Origin of the sequence: Streptomyces sp. UNOB3_S3 (assembly GCF_020740895.1) — a bacterium.
Lineage (GTDB): Bacteria > Actinomycetota > Actinomycetes > Streptomycetales > Streptomycetaceae > Streptomyces.
Genome location: NZ_JAILXP010000055.1, coordinates 1 through 26,869, shown reverse-complemented (window position 1 = coordinate 26,869; position 26,869 = coordinate 1). Strand labels below are relative to the sequence as shown.

The following is a 26,869-nucleotide window of genomic DNA, read 5'->3' as shown; positions in this document are numbered from 1 at the left end:
GGTCGCGGGGCGGCGCGAGGTGGGCGCGGGGCGGGTCGCGAGGTGGTTGCCCGTGAACGGGCAGGGTGAGCGTACCCCGGCCGGGTACCGTCCGGGCGTGGCGGCGGTGGGCGCTCAGCGCCAGTCGGGGAGGGCGGAGGCGTATCCCCCGGCGGACATGTAGTCGTATCCGCCGCCCGTCCGGGGCTCCTGGAGCTCGTCGAGGTCCTCGGGGAGCAGGCTCCAGATGATGAGGTCCGTCCGGGACTCGGTCCAGCCGGCGCCGCCCTCGGTGCGGCTGCGCGCTATCCAGGCGCTGCGCAGGACGCCCTCGCTGACGCAGCCGGCCTTCTGGGCGACCTGCTGGGCGGCGGTGTTGTCGGCGGCGGTGCGCATCTCCAGGCGTTCGAATTTCTGGTCGCGGAAGAGCCATTCGGCGGCGGCGAGCACGGCTTCGCAGGCGTAGCCCTCGCCCCGGGCCCAGGGCGCGGTGACATAGGCGACCTCGGCGGTGAGGGTGCGCCAGTCGGTGTTGCGGAAGTGGAGGGTGCCCACGAGACGCTGGGTGAGGAACTCCGCGACCGCAAAGACGATTCCGCGTCCGGAGAGGCGTTCCGAGGGGGCCCGGCGCAGCGCCCAGTCGCGGGCGTCGGCGGTGGTGTAGGGGTAGGGGGCCGAGGTCCAGGCGGTGACGAGTTCGTCGTTCATCATCTCGGCGAGCGGGGGGATGTCCCCGGCCTCGAACGGGCGCAGCACCAGCCGGTCCGTACTGATGGAGATGTCCGGAAAGGTGGAAGTCATGCGCTGCTCCAACGCCGCGGCGGGTGGGCTCGGGTGGTACGGGCGGGGCCCGGGTGCACCAGCATGCAGCATGTGCGGGCGGGTGCGCCAAGCGCCAGGCCCCGCGCACGGGGGATCGTGTGCGCGGGGCCTGTGTCCGTACGGATGGCCGAGGTTACAAGGTGTCAGCTCGCGACGGGACCGAAGGCGGGGATCACGGCGCCGTTGCTGAACTTCTGCTCGATGAACTTCTTGACCTCGTCGGAGTTGAGGAGCTTGGCGAGCTTCTCGATCCGGGGGTCCTTCTCGTTGCCCTTCTTGACCGCCAGGAAGTTGGCGTAGGGGTTGCCCTCCGCCTTCTCCAGGGCGATGGCGTCCTTGGCGGGGCTGAGCTTGGCGCTGATGGCGAAGTTGCCGTTGATCACCGCGGCGTCGACGTCGTCGAGGCGGGAGGGGATCTGGGCGGCCTCGAGCTCGGTGAACTTCACGCCCTTGTCGTCCGCGACGTCGGAGAGCTTGGCGGCGGCGCCGACGCCGTCCTTCAGCTTGATGACGCCGTTGTCGGCGAGCAGCTTCAGCGCGCGTCCCTCGTTGGTGGCGTCGTTGGGGACGGCGATGGTGGAGCCGGAGCCGAGGTCGGCGACCTTCTTGCCCTTCTTGGAGTAGAGGCCGAGCGGCTCGATCTCGACGTTGACGACGGGGACGATGTCCGTCTTGTTCTTCTTGTTGAAGTCGTCGAGGTAGGGCTTGTGCTGGAAGAAGTTCGCGTCGACCTCGCCGTTCTGGGTGGCGGTGTTGGGGAGGACGTAGTCGTTGAACTCCTTCACCTCCAGCTTCAGGCCGGCCTTGGCCGCGAGGTTGTCGCGGACGAAGTTGAGGATGTCGCCGTGGGGGGTCGGGCTGGCGGCGACGACGAGCTTGGCGGCCGGGTCGGCGTCCTTGCCCTTCTTGGAGCTGCCGGAGGAGGAGGTGTCGGAGGGCGCGCTGCAGGCACTCAGACCGAGGGTCAGGGCGGCGGCGGCCGCGATGGCGGCGGTGAGCTTGACGGTGGTACGCACGAAGAGTGCCTTCCTTGCTTGGTGTATCTCGGGGTGCCCCGGTACTGACGCCCGGCAAAGGGTCCGGGCTCCGGGGAGTCTGTGGGGGTGGTGCGGGTCAGACCGCCTTGTCCACGGCGGGCTCGGGCTCCACGACACCGGTGGCCTGGGTCGTGGCGGCCGCGGCGGCGGGCTTGCGCTGCGCGGGCAGGAGCCGGCGCAGGCCCACGGGGGCCGCCTGGCGGCCGCCGCGCGAGGCGAGGCGGCGTACGGCGAGGTCGCCGGTGAGCTGGACGACGGTCACGATGACGATCAGCAGCAGGATGGTGATGTTCATCAGCGCGTCCTCGCGCCGCTGGTAGCCATAGGTGATGGCGAGGTTGCCGAGACCGCCGCCGCCGACCGCGCCCGCCATGGCGGAGTAGCCGATGAGGGTGATGACGGTGGTGGTCAGGCCCGCGAGGAGGGAGGGCAGGGCCTGCGGGAGGAGCACCTTGAAGATGATCGTCCAGGTGCCGCCGCCCATCGACTGCACGGCTTCGACCAGCCCGTGGTCGACCTCGCGGACGGCGGTCTCCACCAGCCGGGCGAAGAAGGGGATCGCCCCGATGGCGAGCGCCACCACGGCCGCGCTGGGGCCGATGGAGGTGCCGACGACCATCCGGCTGAAGGGGATCAGCCAGACGATGAGGATGATGAACGGCAGCGAGCGGCCCAGGTTGAGGATCGCTCCGAGGACCTTGTTGACCGCGACGTTCTGCAGGAGGCCCCCGCGGTCGGTCAGGACGATCAGCAGGCCCAGCGGCAGGCCGCCGAGGACGGAGTAGACGGTGGACCACCACACCATGAAGAGGGTGTCCAGACACGCGTCGCGCAGCAGGGGCTGCATCTCGGCCCAGGTCACTTGGCACCTTCCTTGAGGAGATCGGCGGCGGGGGGCGGGGTCTGTACGTCCGCCACGTCGACCTGGAGGCCCTGCTCGCGCAGGAAGCCGATCGGGACGACGTTCTCCTCGAACCGGCCGGGCAGCTCGATGCGCATCCGGCCGACCTGCTTGCCGCAGACGGTGTCCATCGCGGCGCCCAGGATCGAGATGTCGATGTTGTACGTACGGGACAGCTGGGAGATGACCGGCTGGGTCGCGGCGTCGCCGTGGAAGGTGACGTCCACGACGGTGCGGTCCGGGCCGGAGGGCTCGCCGCCGACCGGGAACAGCTCGGCGGCCAGCTCGGAGCCGGGGGTGGCGAGCAGTTCGGAGACGGTGCCGGACTCCACGACGCGGCCGCCCTTCATCAGGGCCGCGGAGTCGCAGATGGTCTTGACGACGTCCATCTCGTGGGTGATCAGCAGGACGGTCAGCCCGAGCTGCTGGTTGAGGTCGCGCAGCAGCTGGAGGATGGAGCGGGTGGTCTCCGGGTCGAGCGCGGAGGTCGACTCGTCGGAGAGGAGCACCTTGGGGTCGCCGGCCAGGGCGCGGGCGATGCCCACGCGCTGCTTCTGGCCGCCGGAGAGCTGGCCGGGGTAGGCCTTGGCCTTGTCGGCGAGGCCGACGAGGTCCAGCAGCTCCAGGGCCTTGCGCTCGCGCTCCTTGCCGGAGACGCCGAGGATCTCGAGCGGCAGCTCGATGTTGGCCTGCACGGTCCGCGAGGAGAGCAGGTTGAAGTGCTGGAAGACCATGCCGATGCGGCTGCGCGCCCTGCGCAGCTCGGCGCCGGCCCGCTGGCCCCGCCCGGCGAGGGCGGTGAGGTCCTGGCCGGCGACGGTGACCGTGCCGGAGCTGGGGCGCTCCAGGAGGTTGACGCAGCGGATGAGGGTCGACTTGCCGGCGCCGCTCTGGCCGACGACGCCGTACACCTCGCCCTCACGGACGTGGAGATCGACGCCGTCGAGGGCGGTGACCTCGCGGCCTCGTGAGCGGTAGACCTTTGTCAGGCCCGTAGTGGTGATCACAGGGGTTTCCGTCACTGTCGAGTGCGCGACGCGATGGCGCCGGCACGGGAATTCATTGCGGAACGCGGCATCGGAGTGCCCCGGCGGGCGCGCGGGGCGCGGGCTCGGTGGCATCTGGTGACGCGGGGGCGGCGCGGCTCCCTCCGGCCGTTGGCCGGACGGGGTGCGCTACGGGGTCTCGCTTCGGGGCGCGAGGCACAGGGGCCCTCAGCAGTCACACATTCGACACATGCGACGAGCAGCACCGGGCGTCGTCATCGCCTCGGTCGCAAGGATGCGGGTGCTCGTCGTGGTCATGCGGGCAAGTAAAACAGACGGGCGTGCGAATCGGCCAAGCCTGTCCGAATAGCGGACGTGATCTCTCGCGTGGTGGACCGCGGGGGCGCGCGCGAGGGGCCCGTACCGGGCGTTTAGAGTCGTCCCATGCCTGTCTCGTCCCCTTCGCACACCCACGTCGCCCGGGGGTCCCGGTGCTCGACGCGCTGACGCTCGCGGCCGGTCTGGCCGCCCTCGCGCTGGCCGCCTGGTGCGGTTTCGCCTTCGCCCGGGACGAGCCCACCAAGGACTGGCACTTCATCGGGATGGCCGTGGTCGCGGCGCTGGCGCTGGTGCAGCTCGTCATCGGTGTGGTGCGGCTGTCCGGCGGCGACAAGCCGGCGCAGGGCACGACGATCTTCGTGGCCTATCTGCTGGGCGCGGCGGCCGCCGTGCCCGCGGCGGGCTTTATGTCCCTGGCCGAGCGGACCCGCTGGGGCTCGGCCACCGTGGCGGCGGGCGCCGTGATCCTGGCCGTGCTGGAAGTGCGGCTCTACGACATCTGGGGAGGCTGACCATGACCGAGACCACGGACACGGGCGAGCGGTCCGGCTTCGACCTCGGCCAGGGGCCGGGCCGGCTGCTGGTCTGGCTCTACGGCGTCTTCACCGTCGCGGCGGCCTCCCGCTCGATCGTCCAGATGATCCTGGACTTCGGCCGGGCGCCGCTCGCGTACGTCCTGTCGGCGGCCGCCGCCGCGGTGTACGCCTTCATCACGTACTCGCTGGTGCGCGGTGGCGGGCGGGCCCGCAGGGCGGCGCTGGTGTGCTGCGCCGCCGAGCTGGTGGGTGTGGTGACCGTGGGCACCTGGACGCTGCTGGAGCCGTCCGCCTTCCCCGACGCCACGGTCTGGTCGGACTACGGCATGGGCTATCTCTTCATCCCGGTCGTCCTGCCGGTGACCGCGATGGTCTGGCTGCGCCGGGCCCCGCGCTGAGGCCCGGCACGGCCCGGCGTCAGGCGCTCGTCACCAGGGCGGGCGCCCCGGCGGGCCCGGCCTCCTTCTCCAGGGTGACCGGGGTGAGGTTCCGCCCGGCGGGCTCGGCGCCGGTGCGCGCGTAGCCCCACTTGCGGTAGAGACGCGGGCTTCCCTCGCCGCGCCGGCCGGTGGCCAGCCGGAACCGCTTGGCCGCCCACTCCTCCGCCAGCCGCTCCTCGATCGCGGCGAGCAGCCGCCCGCCCAGGCCGTGCCGCCGCAGCCGGGGGTGGACGATCAGCCCGGTGATGACGGCCGTCCCCTCGGCGTCGACGGTGGCGCGCACCGAGCCGACGACCTCCTCGCCGAGCCGGGCCACGAGCACACAGCCGCGGCCCAGTTCGGCGCGCAGGTCGTCGAGCGTCTGCGTCAGGGGTTCGATGGTGTAGTCGCCGTAGAGCTCCGCCTCGCTCTGGTAGCAGAGGTACTGGAGCTTGAGGATCTGCTCGGCATCGTGCTCGGCCGCGGCCGAGATGGTCACGCTCATGCCCATGTGCGCACGCCTCCCCTTGCTGGGTCGCTTGATGCTCCTTTCCCCGGGTCAAGGAGCCGCAATCTCTGCCATGAGCATTCTGCGCAGGCATCCCAGGCAGCGGGAACGTACGGGCCCCAAAGATCCTTGTGACATTCCCAACTTCCCTGCGATTTCACGGTAGGTCGGGTCGTGGCCCGAAAGAAGCGCGGAAATCAGCCGGGGACAGCGGCCGGGCAGCCGGCGGACGGCGGCCCGGAGCTCGCGGCGGGACTCGGCGGCCAGCACGGCCTGTTCCACTCCGGAGCCCGCCCCGGAATCCGCCCGTCCGCCGGGTGCCCGGGCGGCCTCGGCGGTGGGGTCGTAGAGCACCTCCCGCCGGGCCCGGCGCAGGGCGGCGCGGACCTCGGCCCGGACGGCCGCCGTCAGGCGCGCGGCGGGCTCCCCGGCGCGGCGCTCGCTCAGCAGCCGTACCCAGACGGACTGTTCGAGGTCGGCGGCGTCCAGGCCGGCGGAGTGCGCCTCGGCGGCGCACTCCGCCTTGAGCAGGGGGCTCAGCCGGGTCAGGAGATCACTCTGAGTGGTCACGCGGGCGGGGACGCCGCCCTCCGGCCCACCGGTTTCCGGGCCGACCGGAATTCACCCGTCCGGGCTAGGCACCCGGGCTGGACACGAGGGTCAGTGCTTGAGGAAGTCCGCTCGCGCGAACGCCGCCGTGTCGCAGTTGTCGGAGAATATGCCGTCGATGCCCGTCGCGAAGTACGCCTTGAACGCGCCGAACGCGTCGCCGTAGGCGTTCGGGTCCGTGCCCCGGCGGAAGTCGGCGGGCAGGAAGCTGTTCTCGTTGCGCATGGTGTACGGGTGGAGGATCAGCCCGGCGGCGTGGGCGTCGCGCACCAGCGTGGTGGGCTTGGTGAGCTTGCCGTCCTTGTCCCGGGGGATGATCTGGTTCACCCAGGGGCCGATGCCCTGCGCGAAGCCGGAGACCCACGCCAGGCCCTTGGGCGTGATGAGGTCGGCGACGGTGCGCGGGTCCTTCGCCTCGACGAAGTCCCAGGGGCGGGTGGGCAGGTCGTCCAGCAGCAGCACCTTGGGGCAGTCGAGACCCAGCCGGCCCAGGCGCTGGAGGCTGCTCGGCTCGAACGACTGGAGGAAGGTGTAACCGTTGCGGCCCGACCGGCCGTAGCGGCGCAGCAGCTTGGCGAGGCGCTCCTCCAGGCCCAGGCCGATCTTGCGGAAGTACGTGGGGTGCTTGGTCTCCACATGGAGCCAGATCCGCCGGCCACGCTTGCGGCCCTGCTCGTCGGCCCACTTGAGGACCTCCTCGAACGTCGGCACGTCCCAGCGGCCGTCGTAGAGGGTGTTGTGCTGGCGGTTGCCCGGGATGCGCTCCTTGGCCCGCAGGGTCTTCAGCTCCGCGAGGGTGAAGTCCTCGGTGAACCAGCCGGTGTGCTGCTCGCCGTCCACGGTCTTGGTGGTCTTGCGGGAGGCGAACTCCGGGTGCGAGGCGACATCGGTGGTGTTGGTGATGTCGTTCTCGTGGCGGCAGACGAGGTGGCCGTCCTTGGTCGGCACGACGTCCTGCTCGATGACGTCCGCGCCGTTGGCGAGGGCGTACTCGTAGGAGCCGAAGGTGTGCTCGGGCCGGTAGCCGCAGGCGCCGCGGTGCCCGATGACGGTGGGCACGGGAAGGTCCTTGTAGGAACCGCCGTGGCCGCGCCCGGCCGTGAGGTCCGTCTCGCGTCCCGTGGCCGCCGTCGCCGGAACCGCTCCGCCGCCGAGGGCGACCGCCCCCGCGCCGAGGGCCGCCGCGGCCCCCAGCACCGTGCGCCTGCCCGGCCGCTGCTCCTGCTGCATGTCTCTCCTTCTGTGGTGGTGCTGTTGCCGTGTGGTGCTCATGGCCGGGCGATCGTATGCACGTCCGACTTCCGGGTTGAAGAACGAATGCGGAACGGAGTGGAAAGTCACGTCAACACTCTGTTTCGACTCGGTCAACCCCGCGTGCGCAGGAGGCGTACCCGCGAGTATCGTCATCGACCGCGCCCCGCGCGCCCGTCCCGCACATCACGACCGGAGGGTCCGTTGTCCCGCATCCTGCTCAAGGCGTTCCTCGGATTGCTCATGCGCGTCCTGTACCGCCCCAAGATCGAGGGAGCCGAGCACATCGCGGAGAGCGGGCCGGTGATCCTCGCGGGGAACCACACCACGTTCGTGGACTCCCTGTTCCTCGCCCTGGTCGTCAAGCGCCAGGTGTTCTTCATCGGCAAGGACGAGTACGTCACGGGCAAGGGGCTCAAGGGCCGGCTGATGGCGTGGTTCTTCGGCGCCTCCGGGATGATCCCGGTCGATCGCGACGGCGGCAACGGCGGGGTGGCCGCGCTGATGACGGGCCGTCGGGTGCTGGAGGAGGGCAAGGTCTTCGGCATCTACCCGGAGGGCACCCGCTCCCCCGACGGCCGTCTCTACCGCGGCCGCACCGGCATCGCCCGCCTCACGCTGATGACGGGCGCGCCGGTGGTGCCGTTCGCGATGATCGGCACGGAGAAGGTCCAGCCCTCCGGCAAGGGCCTGCCGCGCATCGCGCCGGTGACGGTGCGCTTCGGCGAGCCGCTGGACTTCTCCCGCTACGAGGGGATGGACCGCGACCGCTATGTGCTGCGCGCCGTCACCGACGAGGTGATGAGCGAGGTCATGCGGCTGTCCGGCCAGGAGTACGTGGACATGTACGCCACCAAGGCCAAGGCGGCCTGACCCCGGCCGGCCGCCGCGCTCCGCGCGGGGGCTAGCCCAGGCAGCGCGGCTGGAACGCCGGGTCGGCCGGGCCCTTGCGCCCGAGGGCGTTCAGCACCCACTGGGCGACGACCGGGTCCTTGGTGGCCTGGTCGTGCATGAAGAGGTCCAGCGGGCACTTGTCCTGGAGCACGACATTGCTGAGGTGCTCGGCGGGGCCGGTCAGCAGGGCGCTGGTGTAGGGGACGACCACCTCGTCGTGCCGGGTGGTGATGACGGTGTAGTCCGGCCCGGCCGGGGTCTCGTCGCCCTCGTTGAGCTTCTTCAGCAGGTCCGAGCCGACCTGCTGGTCCACGCAGGACGGGCAGAAGGTCCAGCCCGCGGCGATCGCGAGCGGGTTCTTCGTGCCGTGGTTGGACGGGACGATGCCCACGAGGTCGTCGACCTTGTCCGCGCCGCCGAGGAACTTCACGTAGTAGCGCGGCATCATGCCGCCCTGGCTGTGCCCGACGATGTCGACCTTGGCCGCGCCCGTCGCGCCGCGCACCGCCTCGACGAAGTCGCGCAGCTCGGCGGCGGCCTGCGGGATGGGGTCGGTCTCCATGTGCCCGTAGTTGAAGGCGAAGACGCAGTAGCCCGCCTCCTTGAGCTTCGGGGAGAGCTTGGCCCAGTTCTCCGCCATCAGCTTGAACGTGCCGTTGACCAGCACGACGGGCTGCGGGTGGGCCGAGTCCGGCTTGCAGGACCAGTCGTTGGCGCCCTTGGGCGGAACGTCCAGGACCGAGGCGGAGGCCGGGGACGCGGTGAGGCCCATGAGGCTCAGCGCGGCGGTGGCCGCGGCGGCGACCAGGAACCGTGCGGTGGTACGCAGACGCATGTGGGGGATTCCTTTGAACATGGCGTCGCTGCTGCGGACGCCTTCGTCCGAACCTCGTTCGACAATGTCGACCGGTGGACGAGATGTTCCCGGGCGTGTCAGGAGTGCGTCAAGAGAGTTACTCGCCGGTAAACGTCACATGGGCCGGGGCTTGCCACCCCGGCCCATGTGGTGTTTGCTCATCCGAGCCCATGCCTGCTCAGCCGCCGTACCCTTCCTCCAGCCGCTGTCCGCGCAGCAGGAACCAGGCCGCGACCGCCGTCACCAGCAGCACCAGCGCACCGACGCCCGAGGCGATCCGCAGCCCCTCGACGAAGGCGTCCTGCGCCGAGCCGAGCAGCGCCGAGCCCGTGTCCGCGGGCAGGGTGGCGGCCGCTTCGACCGCGCCGCCCAGGGACTCCCGCGCGTCGCCCGCCGTACCCGCCGGGACCCCGGCCGGCACGGTGAACCCCCGGTAGACCCCGGTGACGATCGTGCCCAGCAGGGCGATGCCCAGGGCGGCACCCAGCTCGTAGGCCGTCTCCGAGACCGCCGAGGCCGCGCCCGCCTGCTCCTTGGGCACGCTGGAGAGGATCACATCGGCGGTGACGGTGAAGGAGAAGCCCGCCCCGATGCCGACGACGAGCAGCGCCGCGCCCAGCACCGGGTAGGAGGTGTCCGCGTTCAGCACGACCAGCGCCGCGAGCGCGAGCCCTATCGCCCCGAGCCCGCCGGCGACCACCGAGCGCACCGACCAGCGCCGGGCGGCCTGCCCGGCCAGCAGACCGGCCGTCACCGCGCCGATGGCGGCGGGCAGCTCGGCCAGCCCCGCCTCCAGCGGGCTGCGGTCCTGCACCAGCTGGAGGAACTGGGAGAGGAAGAAGACCATCCCGGACAGCCCCAGCACCGTCAGCAGATCGGCCAGGACCGCCGCCGAGAAGCCCCGGTGGTGGAAGAGCCGCATGTTCAGCAGCGGCGAGGGCAGCGTGAGCTGCCGCCGCACGAACCACACCAGCGCCCCCGCGCCGACGACGGCCGCCAGGGCGATCGGCCAGCCGAAGCCATTGGTGGCACCCTCCTTGATCGCGTAGACCAGGCCGATGATGCCGGCCATCGACAGCAGCACGCTCGGCAGGTCCCACGGCCCGGGGGCGGGGTCCTTGGACTCCGGCAGCAGCTTCGCCCCGACGAGGACGAGCACGGCCATCACCGGCAGGTTGATCAGGAAGACCGACCCCCACCAGAAGTTCTCCAGCAGGAAGCCGCCCACCACCGGGCCGACGGCCGCGCCCGCGGAGGCCATGGCACCCCAGATGCCGATGGCCAGGCTGCGCTCCTTGGGGTCGTGGAAGATATTGCGGATCAGCGCGAGCGTCGAGGGCATCAGCGTCGCGCCCGCCACACCCAGCAGCGCCCGCGCCGCGATCATCATCTCGGGGCTGGACGCGTAGGCGTTGAGCACCGACACCGCGCCGAACGCCACGGCGCCCGTCAGCAGCAGCTTCTTGCGGCCCACCCGGTCGCCCAGGCTGCCCATGGAGACCAGCAGTCCGGCGATGACGAAGGAGTAGACGTCACCGATCCACAGCAGCTGGGTGCCCGACGGCTTCAGGTCCTCGCTGAGGAACGGCGTGGCGAGCCCCAGCACGGTCGCGTCGACGGCGACGAGCAGGACGGCGAGGGCGAGCACGGCCAGCGCCAGCCAGCGCCCCGGGCGCGGCGTCTCCACCGGCACGGGCGCGCCGGGTGCGCCGGCGGTTCGCGCGCTCACCGCTCGGCCCGCCGCTGCGCCCCGCCGAGCAGCAGCTCGGAGACCATGCGGGTGAGGTCCTTGGCGGCCACCCGCCCATCCTGCACGGCCCAGGCCCCGGAGGCGATCAGCCCGTACAGCGCGTCGGTGAGCCAGGCGGGTGAGAGGTCGACCCGGATGGCGCCCTCCTCCTGCCCGCGCAGGAAGAGCGCGTGGACACGGGCGTCGAGGCGGTTCCAGCCCTCGTTCATCTCGCCCTCGAAGAGCTGGTTCTCGGTGTAGAGGAACGACAGGATGCCGGCGACCGGCTCGGCCTTCTCGATCAGGCGGCGCACGGCCTGCGCCGCGTCGCCCTCGTCCGTCCGGGCCTCGTCCAGGGCCCGCTCGAACTGCTCGATGCCGAGCTTCTCCAGGGCCCGCACGAGCGCGTCGCGACCGGCGAAGTGACGGTGGAGGGTGGCGCGGCTGATGCCGGCGGCCTTGGCGATCTCGTCCATGGAGGCGGTCGCCTTACGGGTGAGCAGGGCTGCGGCTGCTCTCAGTACATGCTCGCGGCGGTCAAGGCTCATGAGACGACCATAACCCGGATGAGACGTGAATGTCTCATCCGGGTTGTCGGCGTCTCAAAAATAATTACCCGTGTCGTGCATCCGCCCAGGCGCGCTGGACCGCCAGATCGGCCTTGACCTCCTGGAGCTGGACCGCCACGGCCGAGGGGGCCGTGCCGCCCCGCCCGCTGCGGGAGGCGAGCGCGCCGGGGACGCTGAGGACCGTGCGGACCTCGGGGGTCAGATGCGGGGAGATCGCGGCGAACTGCTCGTCGGTGAGCCCGTCGAGCTCGATCCCGCGCGCCTCGCACTCCTTGACGCACTCCCCCGCGACCTCGTGCGCCACACGGAACGGCACGCCCTGCCGGACCAGCCATTCGGCGATGTCGGTGGCCAGCGAGAAGCCGGCCGGGGCCAGCTCCTCCATCCGCTCGCGGTGGACGGTGAGGGTCGCCATCATCCCGGTGAAGGCCGGCAGCAGGACCTCCAGCTGGTCGCAGGAGTCGAAGACCGGCTCCTTGTCCTCCTGGAGATCGCGGTTGTAGGCGAGTGGCAGGGCCTTGAGGGTGGCCATGAGCCCGGTGAGGTTGCCGATCAGCCGGCCGGACTTGCCGCGCGCGAGCTCGGCGATGTCGGGGTTCTTCTTCTGCGGCATGATCGAGGAGCCGGTGGAGAAGGCGTCGTGGAGGGTGACGAAGGAGAACTCCTTCGTGTTCCAGATGATGACCTCCTCGGCGATCCGCGACAGGTCGACGCCGGTCATCGCCGTGATGAAGGCGAACTCGGCGACGAAGTCCCGGGAGGCCGTGCCGTCGATGGAGTTCCCCGCGGAGCCGCGCTCGAAGCCCAGGTCGGCGGCGACCGCCTCCGGGTCCAGCCCGAGGGAGGACCCGGCGAGCGCGCCCGAGCCGTACGGCGAGACCGCCGTGCGCTCGTCCCACTGCCGCAGCCGCTCCGCGTCCCGGGACAGCGCCTGGACGTGGGCGAGCACATGGTGGGCGAAGAGCACCGGCTGGGCGTGCTGGAGGTGGGTGCGGCCCGGCATGGCGACGTCCGGGTGGGCCTCGGCGAGGCCGACGAGCGCCTCCTGGAGGTCGGCGATCAGCCCGCCGATGATCCGCGCGTGGTCGCGCAGATACATCCGGAAGAGCGTGGCGACCTGGTCGTTGCGCGACCGGCCGGCGCGCAGCTTGCCGCCGAGGTCCGGGCCGAGCCGCTCCAGCAGGCCGCGCTCCAGGGCGGTGTGGACGTCCTCGTCGGCGACGGTACCGGTGAAGGTGCCGGCGGCGACGTCGGCCTCCAGCAGCCCGAGGCCCTCGATCATGCGGGTGAGCTCGTCGTCGGTGAGCAGCCCGGCCTTGTGCAGCACCCGGGCGTGGGCGCGGGAGCCTGCGATGTCGTAGGGGGCGAGTCGCCAGTCGAAGTGGACGGAGGCGGACAGCTTGGCGAGGGCCTCGGCAGGCCCGTCCGCGAACCGGCCGCCCCACAGCCGCACGTCGCCGCCTCCGGCGGGGGCCTGCGATCCGGTGGTCATCGTCGATTGCTCCTCTGCGTGGCGCGGTGCCGCGGTCTCCCCGGCCGAGGCGCCGGGGAGACCGCTGGGGGGTGGGGGCGGACTACTGAACGGCCAGGTCCCGCTTGGCCGCGATCTTCGAGGACAGGCCGAAGATCTCGATGAAGCCCTTCGACATCGACTGGTCGAAGGTGTCGCCGGTGTCGTAGGTCGCGAGGTTGAAGTCGTAGAGCGACGTCTCGGACCGGCGGCCCGTGACGACGGCCCGGCCGCCGTGGAGGGTCATCCGGATGTCACCGGAGACGTGCTCGTTGGCCTCGGCGACGAAGCCGTCCAGGGCCCGCTTGAGCGGCGAGAACCACAGGCCGTCGTAGACCAGCTCGGCCCACCGCTGCTCGACCTGCCGCTTGTACCGGGCGAGCTCGCGCTCGACGGTCACGGCCTCCAGCTCCTGGTGCGCGGTGATCAGCGCGATCGCGCCGGGCGCCTCGTAGATCTCCCGGGACTTGATGCCGACCAGCCGGTCCTCGACCATGTCCAGCCGCCCGACGCCCTGGGCGCCGGCCCGCTCGTTCATCTGCTGGATGGCCTGGAGCACGGTGACGGGCTTGCCGTCGATGGCCACCGGGACGCCTTTGTCGAAGGTGATGACCACCTCGTCGGCCTCCCGGGGGGTGGCCGGGTTGGCGGTGTAGTCGTAGACGTCCTCGATCGGGGCGTTCCAGATGTCCTCCAGGAAGCCGGTCTCGACGGCCCGGCCGAAGACGTTCTGGTCGATGGAGTACGGCGACTTCTTGGTCGTCGCGATCGGCAGGCCCTTGGCCTCGCAGAAGGCGATGGCCTTGTCCCGGGTCATCGCGTAGTCCCGGACGGGGGCGATGCACTTCAGCTCGGGGGCGAGGGAGGAGATGCCGGCCTCGAACCGCACCTGGTCGTTGCCCTTGCCGGTGCAGCCGTGGGCGACGGTGGTCGCGCCGTGCTTCTTGGCGGCGGCGACCAGGTGCTTGACGATCGTGGGCCGGGAGAGGGCGGAGACCAGCGGGTACCGGTCCATGTACAGGGCGTTGGCCTTGATCGCGGGGAGGCAGTACTCCTCCGCGAACTCGTCCTTGGCGTCCGCGACCTCGGCCTCGACCGCACCGCAGGCGAGCGCGCGCTTGCGGATGACGTCCAGGTCCTCGCCGCCCTGACCGACATCCACGGCGACGGCGATGACCTCGGCGCCCGTCTCCTCGGCGATCCAGCCGATGGCGACGGAGGTGTCAAGGCCGCCGGAATAGGCGAGTACGACGCGCTCGGTCACGGGGGTTCTCCTTACGGTGCGATGCGCTGTGCGCTGCGCATTCATGCGCTGATGGGCATAACTATGCAGTGCGGCGCATGTTTCGTCAAGAGCTCGAGAGGGTGAATGTCGCGCTCCGGACCCCCGGATTTGGATCACGGCGCGGAACAGGATATTTTCTTTCTGCACGCCCCACCGGGAAGAAAACCCCGGAGGGACGCGGCACCGGGACGTGGCGCAGCTTGGTAGCGCACTTGACTGGGGGTCAAGGGGTCGTGGGTTCAAATCCCGCCGTCCCGACGGTGTGAAGAAGCCTCTGATCGGCGGGAAACCGCAGATCAGAGGCTTCTTTCATATCCAGCACCGCCCTGGCCACCGCATCCGACTCCCCCAGGGTCACCGAGTCCACGCCGGGGCGGATGCCCGCCGCCGTGACCCAGTGGACGGACTCCGTGGGCACCCCGAGGGCGAAGCGGCGCGGGTGGGGGCGGCCCGTCGCGTCGAGCAGGTGGTACGGGCGGCCCGTGACGGCGAGGCCGCCCGTGACGTGGTCGGTGCCGTCGCCGCGGGGGACGCGGTGGGCCCGGCACTGGCCCATGGCGAGCAGGTGCCGCAGCAAGGGGTCGGCCGTGCGGGCCAGGTCGGGCTCGGGCAGCCGGGCCTCGATCAGGACCCGGCCGCGCGCCCCCGCACCCGGTACATCGGATTCCAGGACGAACGCCCCGGTCTCCGTGCGGATCCGCGCGCCCGGCCCGGCGACGCTCAGGATCCCGGCCTCGATCAGCGCCGCCGTCTGCTCGATCCGGTGGGCGGGCGGGCCGATGGACAGGAAGGCGTTGAGCGGGGTGTACCAGCCGTCGAGGTCGTCGCGGTGCGAGTCGCCGAGCAGCCCGCCGTGGTCGACCAGTTGCCGGATCTCGTTGCGCAGGTCGCGCAGGACGTCGAGGGCCGCCTTGAGGGGGCCGCTGACATTGCCCGCGCGGGCCTCGGCCACATCGCGGGCCAGCCGGTCCAGCAGCCAGGACCGCAGCTCGCCGGGGCCCGTGAAGCGCAGGCCCGCGCAGGGCCGGGCGAGGCGGTCCCAGTCCCAGCGGTCGGCGCGCCCGATGCCGTACCGGGCGAGGACGTCCCCCTCCACCGCCCCGCGCGGGGCGGCCAGATAGCGGTCCGCGAACTCCGTGAGCTCGCCCGCGCCGGTCCCCCGGCGGCGCAGCAGCGCCTCGTAGTAGACGCACTCGGCCTCCTTGGCGATCAGCGGCCACAGGTCGGCCCGGAAGTCGAGGCCCCGGCCGGCGTCGGCGCGGGCGCGCAGCCGGGCAAGGGTGAGCGGGGTGAGCAGGCGGGGGCGGTGGCGGCCGTGCGCGCCCTTCTCGTTCTCGCCCCGGGCGTGGTACGGGACGCCGCGCCGGGAGCCCGCGTGGAGGAGGGGTTCGCGACCCGAGGGGCGGTAGACGAGGGAGCCGCCGGTTCTCTCGAAGGTGCCGCCCCGGCCCTCGGTGAGCAGGGCCACATGGTCGGAGAAGGTCAGTCCGAGGCCCCGTAACAGCACGGTCTCCCCCGGCCGGACGGCGGAGAGGTCGGCGTCGGCGGGGTTGGCGGGCGGGAGGTAGAGCAGGCCGTGCCCGGCCGCGAAGGAGGCCAGTTCCGCTTCGGCGTCCGTCGGGCGCGCGGGCAGATGGCCCTGGCAGAGGACGACGGCGTCGAGGCCGCCGAGGAGGGTGCCGTCGTCCAGGCGCACGGTCTGCCGGGCGGGGCCGGCCCCGTCGTCCAGCGCGACGGCGCGGGCGCGGTGGACGCGGACGGAGACGCCCGTGGGGGCGCGGCGCACCACCCGCCGGAAGACCCACTCCAGGTAGTGGCCGTAGAAGGCCCGGGTGGGGTACGAGTCCGGGCCCAGCCGCCGGGCCTCGGCGCGGACCGCCGCGTCCGCGTGGGGGCGGGAGCGCGCCCACGTGTAGAGGCCGGGCCCGGGTTCGAGCGGCCCCGCTATGCGCACGCTGGCGTCGGTGAACATGGTGATCTGCGATGCCACGGTGTTCATCAGCAGATGGCGCGACTGGCCGGTGCGCCACACGCCGCCGGAGCCCGGGCGTCCGGGGTCGACGAGGTGGACGGCCACGGTCCGGGGCGCCCCGGAGGCCGCGGCGGCCCGGGCGTTGGCGCACAGCCGCTCCAGCACCGACAGGCCGCGCGGGCCGGCACCGATGATGCACAGCGTGAGGTCGTCGCCGGTCACTCGGCGCCTCCTTCGTCGAGGGGACCGTTCCCTCGGCGCAGGATGCCGTCAGCGGCTCCCTCGGCGTGCACTTTCACCGGAGTTCGAACATGGCCCTCGACAGCAGGAGTTGATGGTGGTAGGCGGCACGTGCCGCCCCGTCAGGGGCGCGGGGAACTGCGCGACCGGCCACGGACGGCCCGCGGCCGACAGCGCTCCGCCCGTCGCGGAACCCTCAGCGGAGCGTCACCGTTCCTTCTGCGCCAGCCGCAGCAGATGGTCCGCCAGCGCCTGGCCGCCGCTCGGGTCACGGCTGATCAGCAGCACGGTGTCGTCACCGGCGATGGTGCCGATGATCTCGTGGACGCCCGCCTGGTCGATCGCCGAGGCGAAGAACTGGGCGGCGCCCGGCGGCGTCCGCAGCACGACCAGGTTGGCGGAGGCCTCGGCCGAGATCAGCAGCTCGGCGGCGAGCCGGCCCATCCGGGCCTCCGAGGCGGACTCCCCGAGGGGGGCGCGCGGGGTGCGGTCGCCGCCCTCGGAGGGCACCGCGTAGATCAGTTCGCCACCGGTGTTGCGGATCTTGACGGCGCCGAGCTCGTCGAGGTCTCGGGAGAGCGTCGCCTGGGTGACGGAGAGTCCGTCGTCGGCGAGCAGCTTGGCGAGCTGGCTCTGGGAGCGGACGGCCTGCCGGCTGAGGATGTCCACGATGCGGCGGTGGCGTGCGGTGCGGGTCTGCGGCACGGCCTGCCCGCCGTGAACCGGCTCGGTCTCCTGCGCCTCGGTCATCTTCTTCGTCAGTCTCCGGATCGTCGTTCCCCGTGGGCCCCGTCGGCGACGGCGTCCAGGACGCCGGGCAGCGTCCGGAGGAACGTCTCCACCTCATCCTCGGTGATGATCAGCGGAGGGGCCAGCCGCACCACATCGGGCGCGACCGCGTTCACCAGCAGGCCGGCTTCCTGGGCCGCCTGCTGCACCTTCGGTGCGAGGGGCTCGCCAAGGACAATACCCAGCAGCAGGCCGGTACCACGGACGTGGTCGACCAGGGGGTGGCCGAGCGCGGCGATCCCGTCACCCAGCAGACCCCCCACGCGCTTGACCCGGTCGAGGATACCGTCGGCCTCCAGGGTCTCCAGGACGGCGAGCGCGGCGGCGCAGGCGACGGGGTTGCCGCCGAAGGTGGAGCCGTGCTGACCAGGCGTCAGCAGGTCGGCGGCGGGCCCGAAGGCCAGGGTCGCCCCGATGGGCAGCCCGCCGCCGAGGCCCTTGGCGAGGGTGACGACGTCCGGCTCGACGCCCTGCGCCAGGTGCTCGAACCAGTGTCCGGTGCGGCCGATACCTGTCTGGATCTCGTCCAGCACCAGCAGGGCCCCGGCCGCGCGGGTGATCTCCCGGGCGGCGGCCAGATAGCCCGCCGGCGGCACGACGACGCCGTTCTCGCCCTGGACCGGCTCCAGGACGACCATCGCGGTGTCGGTGGTGACGGCGGCGCGGAGCGCCTCCGTGTCCCCGTACGGCACGTGGGTGACGTCGCCCGGCAGCGGAAGGAAGGGTTCCTGCTTGGCGGGCTGGCCGGTGAGGGCGAGGGCGCCCATGGTGCGGCCGTGGAAGCCGCCCCGGGCGGCCACCATGTGCGGCCGGCCCGTCCGCCGTCCGATCTTGAACGCGGCCTCGACGGCCTCCGCGCCGGAGTTGGCGAAGTAGACCCGTCCGGGGCGGCCGGCCAGCGCCAGCAGCCGCTCGGCGAGCTGGACGGTCGGCTCGGCGGTGAACAGGTTGGAGACATGGCCGAGGGTGGCGATCTGGTCCGACACGGCCCGGACGACGGCCGGGTGGGCGTGGCCGAGGGCGTTGACGGCGATGCCGCCGACGAAGTCCAGGTAGCGCTTGCCGTCGGCGTCCCAGACGAACGGGCCCTCGCCGCGCACCAGCGGGATCGCGGGCGTGCCGTAGTTGTCCATCAGGGCACCCCGCCAGCGCCGGGTGAGCTCCGCGTTGGTCGTCATGACTGTCCCTCCGGGTCCGGCACGACCATGGTGCCGATGCCCTCGTCCGTGAAGATCTCCAGCAGGATCGAGTGCTGGACGCGGCCGTCTATCACCCGCGCCGTGGTGACACCGTTGCGCACGGCGTACAGGCAGCCCTCCATCTTGGGCACCATGCCGCTGGCCAGCTCGGGCAGCAGCCGTTCCAGCTCGCTCGCGGTGAGCCGGCTGATGACCTCGTCGCTGTGCGGCCAGTCCTCGTAGAGGCCCTCGACGTCGGTGAGGACCATCAGCGTCTCGGCGCCGAGCGCCACGGCGAGCGCGGCGGCGGCGGTGTCGGCGTTGACGTTGTAGACGTGACCGTCGTCGGCGCTGCGGGCGATGGAGGAGACGACGGGGATGCGGCCGTCGTCGAGCAGGGCCTGGACGGCGCCCGGGTCGATCGCGGTGATCTCGCCGACCCGCCCGAGGTCCACGCGCTCGCCGTCGATGGCGGCGTAGTGCTTGGTGGCGGTCATCAGGTGGGCGTCCTCGCCGGTGAGGCCGACGGCGAGGGGGCCGTGCTGGTTGAGCAGGCCGACGAGCTCGCGCTGCACCTGCCCGGCGAGGACCATGCGGACGACGTCCATGGCCTCGGGCGTGGTGACCCGCAGCCCGGCCTTGAACTCCGAGGCGATGCCCATCCGGTCGAGCTGGGAGCTGATCTGCGGCCCGCCGCCGTGCACGACGACGGGCTTGAGGCCGGCGTGCCGCAGGAAGACGACGTCCTGGGCGAAGGCGGCCTTGAGCTCCTCGTCGACCATGGCGTTGCCGCCGAACTTCACGACGACGGTCTTGCCGTGGTGGCGCGTCAGCCAGGGCAGGGCCTCGACGAGGGTGCGGGCCTTGGGCAGGGCGGTGTGCCGGCGAGTGGTTCCCGAGGTCTCGGAGGACTCGGAGAACTCGGAGGCTTCGGTCGTCGTCATGAGGAGTACGCGCTGTTCTCGTGGACGTAGTCGGCGGTGAGGTCGTTGGCCCAGATGGTCGCGGTCTCGGAGCCCGCGGACAGGTCGGCGGTGATGCGGACCTCCCGGTACCGCATGTCGACGAGGTCGCGGTCGTCGCCGACGGAGCCGTTCCGGCAGACCCAGACGTCGTTGATGGCCACGTTGAGCCGGTCGGGGTCGAAGGCGGCGGAGGTGGTGCCGATGGCGGAGAGCACCCGGCCCCAGTTGGGGTCCTCGCCGTGGAGGGCGCACTTGAGGAGGTTGTTGCGGGCGATGGAGCGGCCGACCTCGACGGCGTCGTCCTCGGTGGCGGCGTTGATCACCTCGATGCGGATGTCCTTGCTGGCGCCCTCGGCGTCGCCGATGAGCTGGCGGGCGAGGTCGTCGCAGACGGCCCGGACGGCCTCGGCGAAGGCGTCCTGACCGGGCGTGACGCCGGCGGCGCCCGAGGCGAGCAGCAGCACGGTGTCGTTGGTGGACATGCAGCCGTCGGAGTCGACCCGGTCGAAGGTGGTCCGGGTGGCGGCGCGCAGCGCGGTGTCGAGGCCGGCGGCGTCGACGTCGGCGTCGGTGGTGAGGACGACGAGCATGGTGGCGAGGCCGGGGGCGAGCATGCCCGCGCCCTTGGCCATGCCGCCCACGGTCCAGCCGTCGCCCTGGGCCACGGCCGTCTTGTGCACGGTGTCCGTGGTCTTGATGGCGATGGCGGCCTTCTCGCCGCCGTGCGCGGAGAGTTCGGCGGCGGCCTTGTCGATGCCGGGGAGCAGCTTGTCCATCGGAAGCCGGACGCCGATCAGGCCGGTGGAGGCGATGGCGATCTCGGCGGCGCTGTGCCCCGGGCTGCCTTCTTTTTCGTTCAAGATGGCGGCGGCCTTCTCGGCGGTGGCGTGGGTGTCCTGGAAGCCCTCGGGCCCGGTGCAGGCGTTGGCGCCGCCGGAGTTGAGGACGACGGCGGAGACCTGACCGCCCTTCAGGACCTGCTGGGACCAGAGCACGGGGGCGGCCTTGACGCGGTTGGCGGTGAAGACGCCCGCTGCGGCCAGACGGGGGCCCTGGTTGACCACGAGGGCCAAGTCGGGCTGACCGCTCTCCTTGATCCCGGCGGCGATGCCCGCCGCCGTGAATCCCTTCGCCGCTGTGACGCTCACTGCTTCTCCTTGCCGACTGCCGTCGATGTCTTCGGGTCGTGGGTTCCGGCGCGGCGGCCGGTCGGGGGTCTGTCGCACAGGTCGCCCGGGGCGCACGGCGCGAGACGGGCTAGCGCGGTGGCGACCGCGCGCCGGATGCTCATGGCGCCACCCCGGTGGCGGGCAGTCCCAGCTCCTCGGGCAGCCCGAGGGCGATGTTCATGCTCTGCACGGCGCCGCCGGCCGTGCCCTTGGCGAGGTTGTCGATGGCGCTGATCGCGACGATCCGGCCCGCCGCCTCGTCCAGGGCGACCTGGACGAGGGCGGTGTTGGAGCCGAGGACGGACGCGGTCGAGGGCCACTGGCCCTCCGGCAGGAGCCGGACGAACGGCTCGCCGGCGAAGGCCTTCTCGTACGCGGCGCGCACGGCGTCCGCCGTGACCCCCGGCCGGGCCTTGGCGCTGCACGTGGCGAGGATGCCGCGCGGCATGGGGGCGAGGGTCGGGGTGAAGGACACGGTGACGGGCTCGCCCGCGGCGGCGGAGAGGTTCTGGGCCATCTCCGGGGTGTGCCGGTGGCCGCCGCCGACGCCGTACGGGCTCATGGCGCCCATGACCTCGCTGCCCAGCAGGTGCGGTCTGGCGGCCTTGCCGGCACCGGAGGTGCCGGACGCGGCGACGACCACGGCCTCGGGCGCGGCCAGCCCGGCGGTGTACGCGGGGAAGAGGGCGAGGGAGACGGCGGTGGGGTAGCAGCCCGGCACGGCGATCCGCCGGGCACCGCGCAGCGCGTCCCGCGCGCCGGGCAGTTCCGGCAGCCCGTACGGCCAGGTGCCCGCGTGCGGCGAGCCGTAGAAGCGCTCCCACGCGGCCGCGTCCTTCAGCCGGAAGTCGGCCCCGCAGTCGACGACCAGGACGTCCTCGCCGAGCTCGGCGGCGACGGCGGCGGACTGCCCGTGCGGCAGGGCCAGGAAGACGACGTCGTGCCCGGCGAGGGCCTCGGTCTCCGTCGGCAGCAGCACCCGGTCCGCGAGCTGCGGCAGATGCGGCTGGAGGCCGCCGAGACGCGCGCCGGCGTTGGAGTTCCCGGTCAGCGCGCCGATACGGACCTCGGGGTGCCCCAGCAGCAGGCGCAGGACTTCCCCGCCCGCGTATCCGCTCGCTCCGGCCACTGCCGCGTGTATCGCCGCCATCGACGCCTCCTTGGTGATGGCATGACTATACGGATGACAGCAGTTTTATGCAATGGAGCGCGGGATGGAGTGCGGGGCGGACGGAATCGGCGACGGAGTCAGCCCAGCGCCGCCAGGTAGTCGTCGAGGAGCTCGGCCTGGCGGTGGGGCGGGAACTCCGCCGGGCTGAAGAGGGCCTGCACCACCAGGCCGAGCACGAAGGCCTGGGCGCCGGCCGCGACGCGCTCCGGGTCCCCGGGGGGCAGCTCGCCGAGCCGCTGGGCCGTGGCGACCAGGTCGCGCAGCTTCTCGCGGCTCCGGCCGTACTTCCGGCCGTAGTCGTCGCTCAGCGCGGGGTCGGCGAGCGCGGTGTCCCAGGACGAGACCCAGATCCGGTTGCTCGCCACCGCCTCCGCCGTCAGCGGAAGGACGTCGAGCAGGGCGGCCCGCAGGGCGGACAGCCCCGCCCCCGCCTCGCGCCGGGGGCGGGCGGCGGTCCGCTCCGCGAGCAGGTCGAGGGCGTACACGACCAGGTCGCGCTTGGCGGGGAAGTAGTGGGTGAGCAGACCGGTGGTGGCGCCGAGCTCGGCGGCGACGGCGCGCAGGGTCAGCCCGTCGAAACCGTGCGCGGCCAGCACCCGCCAGACCGCCTCCGAGACTTCGCGGCGCCGGGCTTCGTGATCTCCCTTGGTACGTGGCATGCTGCCACCGTACATATCCGTAACGCTTGTTGTGTGAATGGGGTCACCATGTTCTCCCTGCCGCTGCGGGACGACGCCTTCCTCCGTCCGCTGGAGATATGGCACGCCGAGGAGTTCGCGGCCCATATGGACCGGGCCCGCGAGCACATCCGGCCGTGGGTCGGGCCGGCGTTCGTCACCGACGACCTCGACGGGGCGCGGGGCACACTGCGCCGGTACGCCGAGCGCCAGGCCGCGGACGGCGCCCGCCTCTACGGCATCTGGCTGGAGGGCACGCTCGTCGGCGGCGCGATGTTCGTGGACTTCGACACCACCTTCGGTTCCTGCGAGATCGGCTGCTGGCTGGAGCCGGCCGCCGAGGGACTGGGCCTGATCACGAAGGCGTGCCGCGCCCTGCTGGACTGGGCCTTCACCGACCGGGGGCTGCACCGCGCCGAATGGCACTGCCGGGCCGACAATCAGCGGAGCTCCGCGGTCGCCGTGCGGCTCGGCATGGCGCTCGAAGGTGTGCGGCGCGAGCACTGGCCCTTCGACGGCATCCGCTACGACAAGCAGATCTGGGCCGTCCTGGCCTCCGAACTGCGGACCCGCCGCCCGGCCGGGGACAACCTCACGCCCACGGAGTAAATCACCGGACCCCACAAAACCCCGGAACCCGACTCCGTGGATCACCGCATCCGTGCCGCCGGAAAACCCCTGGAAGAGTGGCCAACGAGTTGATCACTCCCCGCTCGCCTGCCGGGCGGGGAGTTGTGTCTGTACTACAAAGGGGGTTGTCCATGAGCAGCGATGTCAAGGATGTGGTGGTCACGGGTCTGGGGGCCACGACGCCGCTCGGCGGGGACGTGGCGTCGACCTGGGCCGCGATGCTCGCCGGGGAGTCGGGGATCGGCCCGATCGAGGAGGAGTGGGCGGCCGCCCTGCCCGTGCGGATCGCCGGGCGGCTCAAGTCCGAGCCGACCGAGGTCCTGGACCGGGTGCAGGCCCGCCGGATGGACCGCTGCGAGCAGATCGCGCTCGTCGCCGCCAGGGAGGCGTGGGCCGACGCGGGCCGGCCCGAGGTCGAGCCGGAGCGACTGGCCGTGGTCATCGGCACGGGCACGGGCGGCGCGCTGACGCTGCTCGGGCAGGACGACGTCCTGGAGGCGTCCGGGGTGCGGCGGGTCTCCCCGCACACCGTCCCCATGCTGATGGCCAACGGTCCCGCCGCCTGGGTCAGCATCGAGCTGGGCGCCCGGGGCGGGGCCCACACCCCGGTCAGCGCCTGCGCGTCCGGCGCCGAGGCCATCGCCATGGGCCTGGACCTGATCCGGCTCGGCCGCGCCGACGTGGTGGTCGCGGGAGGCACGGAGGCCTGTATCGCCCCGCTGCCCATCGCCGGCTTCGCGCAGGCCAAGGCCCACTCGACCCGCAATGACGCGCCCGCCCTGGCGTCCCGTCCCTTCGACACCGGCCGCGACGGCTTCGTCATCGGCGAGGGCGCCGCCGTGGTCGTCCTGGAGCGCGCGGAGTTCGCCGCCGCCCGCGCGGCCCGCGCCCACGCGCGGCTCGCCGGGGCCGGGGTCACCTCGGACGCCCACCACATCACCGCCGCGCACCCCGAGGGCCAGGCCCGCGCGATGCGGCTGGCGCTGGCGTCGGCGGGGCTGTCCCCGCTGGACATCGAGCACGTCCACGCCCACGCGACGTCCACACCCCTGGGCGACCTCGTCGAGGCGCGGTCGGTCACCGAGGCCATCGGGCTCCACCCGTCCGTCACCGCGACCAAGTCGATGACGGGGCACCTCTTCGGCGCCGCCGGGGCGGTCGGCGCGCTCGCCGCGATCCTGGCGGTCCGCGACGGCGTCGTCCCCGCCACCGCGAACCTCGACACCCTGGACCCCGAGGTGGGGCTCGACGTCGTCGCGGGCGGGCCCCGCCGGGGCGCGGTGACGGCCGCGCTCACGAACTCCTTCGGCTTCGGCGGCCACAACGCGTCGCTGGTCTTCACGGCGTCCTGAGCGCCCCGCCGGGTTTGCGGTCATTCGGCTGCGGGCCGTCGGTGGCTGATCGCGCCCACGCGGCGGTAGCCGCATATCGACACTGTCCCGCGCCCCTTCGGGCGCGGGGCCGCGACCTGTGAGCGGCGTGCAACGATGCTGCTCATGCAGTTGCCCGACATGAATCTCCTCCCCGCCCTGGACGCCCTCCTGCGGGAAGGGAGCGTGACGGGCGCCGCCGCCCGGATGAACGTCTCGGCCTCCGCGATGAGCCGCACCCTGGGCCGGCTGCGGCGGGTGCTGGGCGATCCGCTGCTGGTCCCGGCCGGGCGCGGTCTGACCCTCACCCCCCGGGCGCGGGAGCTGCGGCCGTCGGTCGAGGCGGCCCTCGCCGGGGCGCTGGCCGCGCTGCGGCCCGCTCCGGAGGTCGACATCGCGACCGTGGAGCGGCGGTTCACCCTGCGCACCAACGACGCGTCGGCCGTCGTCCTCGGCCCGCCGCTCACCGCCCGCGTGGCCCGGGAGGCGCCCGGCATCCAGCTGCGGATCCTGCCCGAGGGCGACGAGGACCCCGCCGATCTGCGCGACGGCGTCGACCTGGACATCGGTCAGCTGCCCGAGCTCCCGCACGACGTGCGCAGCCGGCCGCTGCCACCGCAGGACCACGTCGCGGTCTGCCGCGCCGACACGCCGCACGCGGCCGGGCCGCTGACCGTCGAGCGGTTCGCCGCGCTCCCCCACATCACGGTCACCCGGCGGGGGCTCTTCCACAGCGTCGTCGACGAGCGGCTCGCCGAGCTCGGGCTGACCCGCCGGATCCTCACGACGGTGCCCTCGCACGTCACGGCCTGCTTCCTCGCGCTGCGCTCCGACGCGCTGGCGCTGGTCGGCGCGGCGGTCGCCGCCCATGTCGCCGAGACCGTGCCGCTGGTGGTCCGGGAGATCCCGCTGGCCCTGCCGCCGGTCGCCCTGGGCATGGCCTGGCACGTGCGCGTGGACACCGACCCGGCCCACCGGTGGCTGCGGGAGGCCGTGGCCGAAGCGGCCGGTGCCGGGAGCGCGGAGCCTGGCGGCACCGGCCATTCCTGAGCGCGCCCTATACCGCCGGTCACCTTAGGCTGGGACTATTCCGGGAACGCACCTGTCCCGTTCCGGCGAAAGGGTGGTCACGTCGATGGAAGCGAAGAAGGGCGACCGGCTGGTCGTGCACGGCCGGGTCGTCGGGCAGCACGACCACACCGTGGAGATCGTGGAGGTCCTGGGCCCCAAGGGCAACCCGCCCTACCGGGTGCGGGACGACAAGGGGCACGAGACGATCATGTCCCCCGGCCCCGACTCCGTAGTGGCCCACCACAAGACCGGCGAGCAGTTCTAGGCAGGTCCTAGCGCGGCGGGCGCGCGCGGTGGGGGTAGTGGTCCTTCACCACGCGCGCCATCGCCCCGATGCGGTCGGCCACGACGTTCCTCGCCGAGAAGTAGACGTTGCCGCGCACCTCCGGATGGCTGCGGCCCAGCGCGATGTGCCGGGAGAGCTCGGCCGGGTCCTGCCAGGGCGCGGGCTGCGCGGGATCGCCCGCCCGGTAGAGGGCCTCGCCGATGTAGAGCTGGACGTTCGTGCCGCGCACGGCCTGCGCCCACCAGGGCACCAGCGTGGCGTAGTCGGCGGGCGCGAAGCCGATGTGCCAGTAGCACTGCGGGACGATGTAGTCGATCCACTGCCGGCGGACCCAGGTGAGGGTGTCGGCGTGGAGGTCGTCGTAGGTCTGCACCCCGGCCTTGGTGTCGGAGCCCCGGGGGTCCGTGGCGCGGTTGCGCCAGACGGCGAAGGGGCTGATGCCAAAGCGCACATGCGGTTTACGGCGCCCGATCCGCTCGCCCGTCTCCCGTACCAGGCGGTCGATGTTGTCGCGCCGCCAGGCCGCCCGGTCGGGGAAGCCGGCGCCGTACCGCTCGTAGGCGGCCGTGTCGTCGAAGGTCTGGCCGGCCACGGGGTACGGGTAGAAGTAGTCGTCGAAGTGCACGCCGTCGAGGTCGTAGCGCCAGACGGCGTCGAGCAGGGCGTCCTGGACGAACCGGCGGACCTCGGGGAGCCCGGGGTTGTAGTAGAGCTTCCCGCCGTAGGGCACCACCCACTCGGGGTGGATCCGCGCGGGGTGGGTGGGCACGAGCCGTCCGGGGTCGGTGTGGTTGGCGACGCGGTACGGATTGAACCAACCGTGGAGCTCCAGACGGCGCTTGTGGGCCTCGCGCACGGCGAAGGCCAGCGGATCCCAGCCGGGCGACCGACCCTGAATACCGGTCAGATATTCCGACCACGGCTCGAAGCGTGAGGGCCAGAAGGCGTCGGCCGTCGGCCGGATCTGAAGGATCACCGTGTTCAGCCGCCGGGCCACCGCCGCGTCGAACAGGGCCAGCAGCTCGGCCCGTTGCCGCTCCGGCGGCAGCCCGGGACGCGAGGGCCAGTCGACATTGACGACGGTCGCGATCCACATGCCCCGGAACTCCCGCCCCTGGGTC

28 protein-coding genes and 1 tRNA gene are annotated in these 26,869 nt (G+C 72.4%); 8 read left to right on the top strand and 21 right to left on the bottom strand.

The window, feature by feature from the left end; all coding sequences use genetic code 11:
* Window positions 1-114: 114 nt before the first annotated feature.
* The 4 genes from K6I33_RS08900 to K6I33_RS08885 all read right to left on the bottom strand — a co-directional run bounded on the left by K6I33_RS08900 (window position 115) and on the right by K6I33_RS08885 (window position 3,746).
* Complete coding sequence (locus tag K6I33_RS08900; RefSeq protein ID WP_229349597.1) at window positions 115-780, bottom strand: GNAT family N-acetyltransferase; 666 nt, start codon at window positions 778-780, stop codon at window positions 115-117.
* A 164-nt stretch (window positions 781-944) separates the two neighbouring features.
* Complete coding sequence (locus K6I33_RS08895) at window positions 945-1,817, bottom strand: MetQ/NlpA family ABC transporter substrate-binding protein (protein WP_229349595.1); 873 nt, start codon at window positions 1,815-1,817, stop codon at window positions 945-947.
* A gap of 97 nt (window positions 1,818-1,914) precedes the next feature.
* The gene (locus K6I33_RS08890) at window positions 1,915-2,700 is read right to left on the bottom strand and encodes a methionine ABC transporter permease (protein ID WP_229349593.1); all 786 of its coding nucleotides are present in this window, start codon (window positions 2,698-2,700) and stop codon (window positions 1,915-1,917) included.
* Window positions 2,697-3,746, bottom strand: a complete 1,050-nt coding sequence (locus K6I33_RS08885) for a methionine ABC transporter ATP-binding protein (protein WP_229349590.1) — start codon at window positions 3,744-3,746, stop codon at window positions 2,697-2,699. The genes K6I33_RS08890 and K6I33_RS08885 overlap by 4 nt, the downstream gene beginning before the upstream one ends.
* A 470-nt stretch (window positions 3,747-4,216) precedes the next feature.
* On the opposite strand from K6I33_RS08885, the gene K6I33_RS08880 reads away from it, so the two are divergent.
* On the top strand, window positions 4,217-4,576 hold the full coding sequence (locus K6I33_RS08880) for a hypothetical protein (protein WP_229349588.1): 360 nt from the start codon (window positions 4,217-4,219) through the stop codon (window positions 4,574-4,576).
* Between the two features lie 2 nt (window positions 4,577-4,578).
* Window positions 4,579-4,998 carry a hypothetical protein gene (locus K6I33_RS08875; protein ID WP_229349586.1) on the top strand — a complete coding sequence of 140 codons (420 nt, stop codon included), beginning with the start codon at window positions 4,579-4,581 and terminating at the stop codon, window positions 4,996-4,998.
* Window positions 4,999-5,017: 19 nt separating this feature from the next.
* On the opposite strand, the gene K6I33_RS08870 is transcribed toward K6I33_RS08875, so the two are convergent.
* The 3 genes from K6I33_RS08870 to K6I33_RS08860 all read right to left on the bottom strand — a co-directional run bounded on the left by K6I33_RS08870 (window position 5,018) and on the right by K6I33_RS08860 (window position 7,366).
* Window positions 5,018-5,530, bottom strand: a complete 513-nt coding sequence (locus K6I33_RS08870) for a GNAT family N-acetyltransferase (RefSeq protein WP_229349584.1) — start codon at window positions 5,528-5,530, stop codon at window positions 5,018-5,020.
* Window positions 5,531-5,578: 48 nt separating this feature from the next.
* Window positions 5,579-6,097 (bottom strand): sigma-70 family RNA polymerase sigma factor, encoded by a 519-nt coding sequence (locus K6I33_RS08865; RefSeq protein WP_229349582.1) that lies wholly within the window; start codon window positions 6,095-6,097, stop codon window positions 5,579-5,581.
* A 90-nt stretch (window positions 6,098-6,187) separates the two neighbouring features.
* Window positions 6,188-7,366 (bottom strand): glycerophosphodiester phosphodiesterase, encoded by a 1,179-nt coding sequence (locus K6I33_RS08860; protein WP_229349579.1) that lies wholly within the window; start codon window positions 7,364-7,366, stop codon window positions 6,188-6,190.
* Window positions 7,367-7,591: 225 nt separating this feature from the next.
* On the opposite strand from K6I33_RS08860, the gene K6I33_RS08855 reads away from it, so the two are divergent.
* Window positions 7,592-8,260, top strand: coding sequence for a 1-acyl-sn-glycerol-3-phosphate acyltransferase (locus K6I33_RS08855; RefSeq protein ID WP_229349577.1), 669 nt, complete (start codon window positions 7,592-7,594; stop codon window positions 8,258-8,260).
* Between the two features lie 31 nt (window positions 8,261-8,291).
* Here the strand turns inward: K6I33_RS08855 and K6I33_RS08850 are convergent, their stop codons facing one another.
* The 5 genes from K6I33_RS08850 to K6I33_RS08830 all read right to left on the bottom strand — a co-directional run bounded on the left by K6I33_RS08850 (window position 8,292) and on the right by K6I33_RS08830 (window position 14,209).
* On the bottom strand, window positions 8,292-9,116 hold the full coding sequence (locus tag K6I33_RS08850; protein ID WP_229349575.1) for an alpha/beta fold hydrolase: 825 nt from the start codon (window positions 9,114-9,116) through the stop codon (window positions 8,292-8,294).
* A 199-nt stretch (window positions 9,117-9,315) separates the two neighbouring features.
* Window positions 9,316-10,866: an MFS transporter gene (locus tag K6I33_RS08845; protein ID WP_229349572.1), complete on the bottom strand. Its 1,551-nt coding sequence runs from the start codon at window positions 10,864-10,866 to the stop codon at window positions 9,316-9,318.
* Window positions 10,863-11,414, bottom strand: a complete 552-nt coding sequence (locus K6I33_RS08840; RefSeq protein WP_229349570.1) for a TetR/AcrR family transcriptional regulator — start codon at window positions 11,412-11,414, stop codon at window positions 10,863-10,865. Before K6I33_RS08840 ends, K6I33_RS08845 begins: the two co-directional genes overlap by 4 nt.
* Before the next feature lie 64 nt (window positions 11,415-11,478).
* The gene (argH, locus tag K6I33_RS08835; protein ID WP_229349568.1) at window positions 11,479-12,927 is read right to left on the bottom strand and encodes an argininosuccinate lyase; all 1,449 of its coding nucleotides are present in this window, start codon (window positions 12,925-12,927) and stop codon (window positions 11,479-11,481) included.
* Between the two features lie 82 nt (window positions 12,928-13,009).
* Complete coding sequence (locus tag K6I33_RS08830; protein ID WP_229349566.1) at window positions 13,010-14,209, bottom strand: argininosuccinate synthase; 1,200 nt, start codon at window positions 14,207-14,209, stop codon at window positions 13,010-13,012.
* Between the two features lie 205 nt (window positions 14,210-14,414).
* Here K6I33_RS08830 and K6I33_RS08825 point away from each other — a divergent pair.
* A tRNA-Pro gene (locus K6I33_RS08825) sits at window positions 14,415-14,488 on the top strand.
* Here K6I33_RS08825 and K6I33_RS08820 read toward each other — a convergent pair.
* The 8 genes from K6I33_RS08820 to K6I33_RS08785 all read right to left on the bottom strand — a co-directional run bounded on the left by K6I33_RS08820 (window position 14,454) and on the right by K6I33_RS08785 (window position 22,373).
* Window positions 14,454-16,424, bottom strand: coding sequence for an FAD/NAD(P)-binding protein (locus tag K6I33_RS08820; RefSeq protein ID WP_229349564.1), 1,971 nt, complete (start codon window positions 16,422-16,424; stop codon window positions 14,454-14,456). The two genes, K6I33_RS08825 and K6I33_RS08820, sit on opposite strands and share 35 nt — an antisense overlap.
* Before the next feature lie 225 nt (window positions 16,425-16,649).
* Complete coding sequence (locus tag K6I33_RS08815; protein ID WP_229349562.1) at window positions 16,650-17,192, bottom strand: arginine repressor; 543 nt, start codon at window positions 17,190-17,192, stop codon at window positions 16,650-16,652.
* A gap of 8 nt (window positions 17,193-17,200) precedes the next feature.
* Window positions 17,201-18,409, bottom strand: coding sequence for an acetylornithine transaminase (locus K6I33_RS08810; RefSeq protein ID WP_229349560.1), 1,209 nt, complete (start codon window positions 18,407-18,409; stop codon window positions 17,201-17,203).
* Entirely contained in the window at window positions 18,406-19,353 is a 948-nt protein-coding gene (gene argB / locus K6I33_RS08805) for an acetylglutamate kinase (protein WP_229349558.1), read from the bottom strand. Before argB ends, K6I33_RS08810 begins: the two co-directional genes overlap by 4 nt.
* Window positions 19,350-20,522 (bottom strand): bifunctional glutamate N-acetyltransferase/amino-acid acetyltransferase ArgJ, encoded by a 1,173-nt coding sequence (gene argJ, locus K6I33_RS08800; RefSeq protein WP_229349555.1) that lies wholly within the window; start codon window positions 20,520-20,522, stop codon window positions 19,350-19,352. Before argJ ends, argB begins: the two co-directional genes overlap by 4 nt.
* The gene (locus tag K6I33_RS08795; protein ID WP_229349553.1) at window positions 20,519-20,665 is read right to left on the bottom strand and encodes a hypothetical protein; all 147 of its coding nucleotides are present in this window, start codon (window positions 20,663-20,665) and stop codon (window positions 20,519-20,521) included. Before K6I33_RS08795 ends, argJ begins: the two co-directional genes overlap by 4 nt.
* On the bottom strand, window positions 20,662-21,693 hold the full coding sequence (argC, locus tag K6I33_RS08790; protein WP_229349551.1) for an N-acetyl-gamma-glutamyl-phosphate reductase: 1,032 nt from the start codon (window positions 21,691-21,693) through the stop codon (window positions 20,662-20,664). Before argC ends, K6I33_RS08795 begins: the two co-directional genes overlap by 4 nt.
* Before the next feature lie 98 nt (window positions 21,694-21,791).
* The gene (locus tag K6I33_RS08785; protein WP_229349549.1) at window positions 21,792-22,373 is read right to left on the bottom strand and encodes a TetR/AcrR family transcriptional regulator; all 582 of its coding nucleotides are present in this window, start codon (window positions 22,371-22,373) and stop codon (window positions 21,792-21,794) included.
* 48 nt (window positions 22,374-22,421) lie between these two features.
* On the opposite strand from K6I33_RS08785, the gene K6I33_RS08780 reads away from it, so the two are divergent.
* The 4 genes from K6I33_RS08780 to K6I33_RS08765 all read left to right on the top strand — a co-directional run bounded on the left by K6I33_RS08780 (window position 22,422) and on the right by K6I33_RS08765 (window position 25,727).
* Window positions 22,422-23,000: a GNAT family N-acetyltransferase gene (locus K6I33_RS08780; protein ID WP_229349600.1), complete on the top strand. Its 579-nt coding sequence runs from the start codon at window positions 22,422-22,424 to the stop codon at window positions 22,998-23,000.
* A 152-nt stretch (window positions 23,001-23,152) separates the two neighbouring features.
* Window positions 23,153-24,373, top strand: coding sequence for a beta-ketoacyl synthase (locus K6I33_RS08775; RefSeq protein WP_229349547.1), 1,221 nt, complete (start codon window positions 23,153-23,155; stop codon window positions 24,371-24,373).
* Window positions 24,374-24,517: 144 nt separating this feature from the next.
* Entirely contained in the window at window positions 24,518-25,441 is a 924-nt protein-coding gene (locus K6I33_RS08770; RefSeq protein WP_229349545.1) for a LysR family transcriptional regulator, read from the top strand.
* An 85-nt stretch (window positions 25,442-25,526) separates the two neighbouring features.
* Complete coding sequence (locus K6I33_RS08765; protein WP_229349543.1) at window positions 25,527-25,727, top strand: DUF1918 domain-containing protein; 201 nt, start codon at window positions 25,527-25,529, stop codon at window positions 25,725-25,727.
* Between the two features lie 7 nt (window positions 25,728-25,734).
* On the opposite strand, the gene K6I33_RS08760 is transcribed toward K6I33_RS08765, so the two are convergent.
* Window positions 25,735-26,869, bottom strand: a 1,135-nt coding sequence (locus tag K6I33_RS08760) for a glycoside hydrolase family 10 protein (protein ID WP_229349541.1), incomplete at its 5' end; no start/stop codon positions are given.

Excerpts from the sequence above, each read along its gene's own strand:
- K6I33_RS08900 (WP_229349597.1), bottom strand. The coding sequence starts at position 780 with ATGACTTCCACCTTTCCGGACATCTCCATCAGTACGGACCGGCTGGTG.
- K6I33_RS08875 (WP_229349586.1), top strand. The coding sequence starts at position 4,579 with ATGACCGAGACCACGGACACGGGCGAGCGGTCCGGCTTCGACCTCGGC.
- K6I33_RS08870 (WP_229349584.1), bottom strand. The coding sequence starts at position 5,530 with ATGGGCATGAGCGTGACCATCTCGGCCGCGGCCGAGCACGATGCCGAG.
- K6I33_RS08860 (WP_229349579.1), bottom strand. The coding sequence starts at position 7,366 with ATGCAGCAGGAGCAGCGGCCGGGCAGGCGCACGGTGCTGGGGGCCGCG.
- K6I33_RS08850 (WP_229349575.1), bottom strand. The coding sequence starts at position 9,116 with ATGCGTCTGCGTACCACCGCACGGTTCCTGGTCGCCGCCGCGGCCACC.
- K6I33_RS08840 (WP_229349570.1), bottom strand. The coding sequence starts at position 11,414 with ATGAGCCTTGACCGCCGCGAGCATGTACTGAGAGCAGCCGCAGCCCTG.
- argH (WP_229349568.1), bottom strand. The coding sequence starts at position 12,927 with ATGACCACCGGATCGCAGGCCCCCGCCGGAGGCGGCGACGTGCGGCTG.
- K6I33_RS08815 (WP_229349562.1), bottom strand. The coding sequence starts at position 17,192 with ATGACCGAGGCGCAGGAGACCGAGCCGGTTCACGGCGGGCAGGCCGTG.
- K6I33_RS08810 (WP_229349560.1), bottom strand. The coding sequence starts at position 18,409 with ATGACGACCAACGCGGAGCTCACCCGGCGCTGGCGGGGTGCCCTGATG.
- argB (WP_229349558.1), bottom strand. The coding sequence starts at position 19,353 with ATGACGACGACCGAAGCCTCCGAGTTCTCCGAGTCCTCCGAGACCTCG.
- K6I33_RS08795 (WP_229349553.1), bottom strand. The coding sequence starts at position 20,665 with ATGAGCATCCGGCGCGCGGTCGCCACCGCGCTAGCCCGTCTCGCGCCG.
- argC (WP_229349551.1), bottom strand. The coding sequence starts at position 21,693 with ATGGCGGCGATACACGCGGCAGTGGCCGGAGCGAGCGGATACGCGGGC.
- K6I33_RS08785 (WP_229349549.1), bottom strand. The coding sequence starts at position 22,373 with ATGCCACGTACCAAGGGAGATCACGAAGCCCGGCGCCGCGAAGTCTCG.
- K6I33_RS08780 (WP_229349600.1), top strand. The coding sequence starts at position 22,422 with ATGTTCTCCCTGCCGCTGCGGGACGACGCCTTCCTCCGTCCGCTGGAG.
- K6I33_RS08775 (WP_229349547.1), top strand. The coding sequence starts at position 23,153 with ATGAGCAGCGATGTCAAGGATGTGGTGGTCACGGGTCTGGGGGCCACG.
- K6I33_RS08770 (WP_229349545.1), top strand. The coding sequence starts at position 24,518 with ATGCAGTTGCCCGACATGAATCTCCTCCCCGCCCTGGACGCCCTCCTG.
- K6I33_RS08765 (WP_229349543.1), top strand. The coding sequence starts at position 25,527 with ATGGAAGCGAAGAAGGGCGACCGGCTGGTCGTGCACGGCCGGGTCGTC.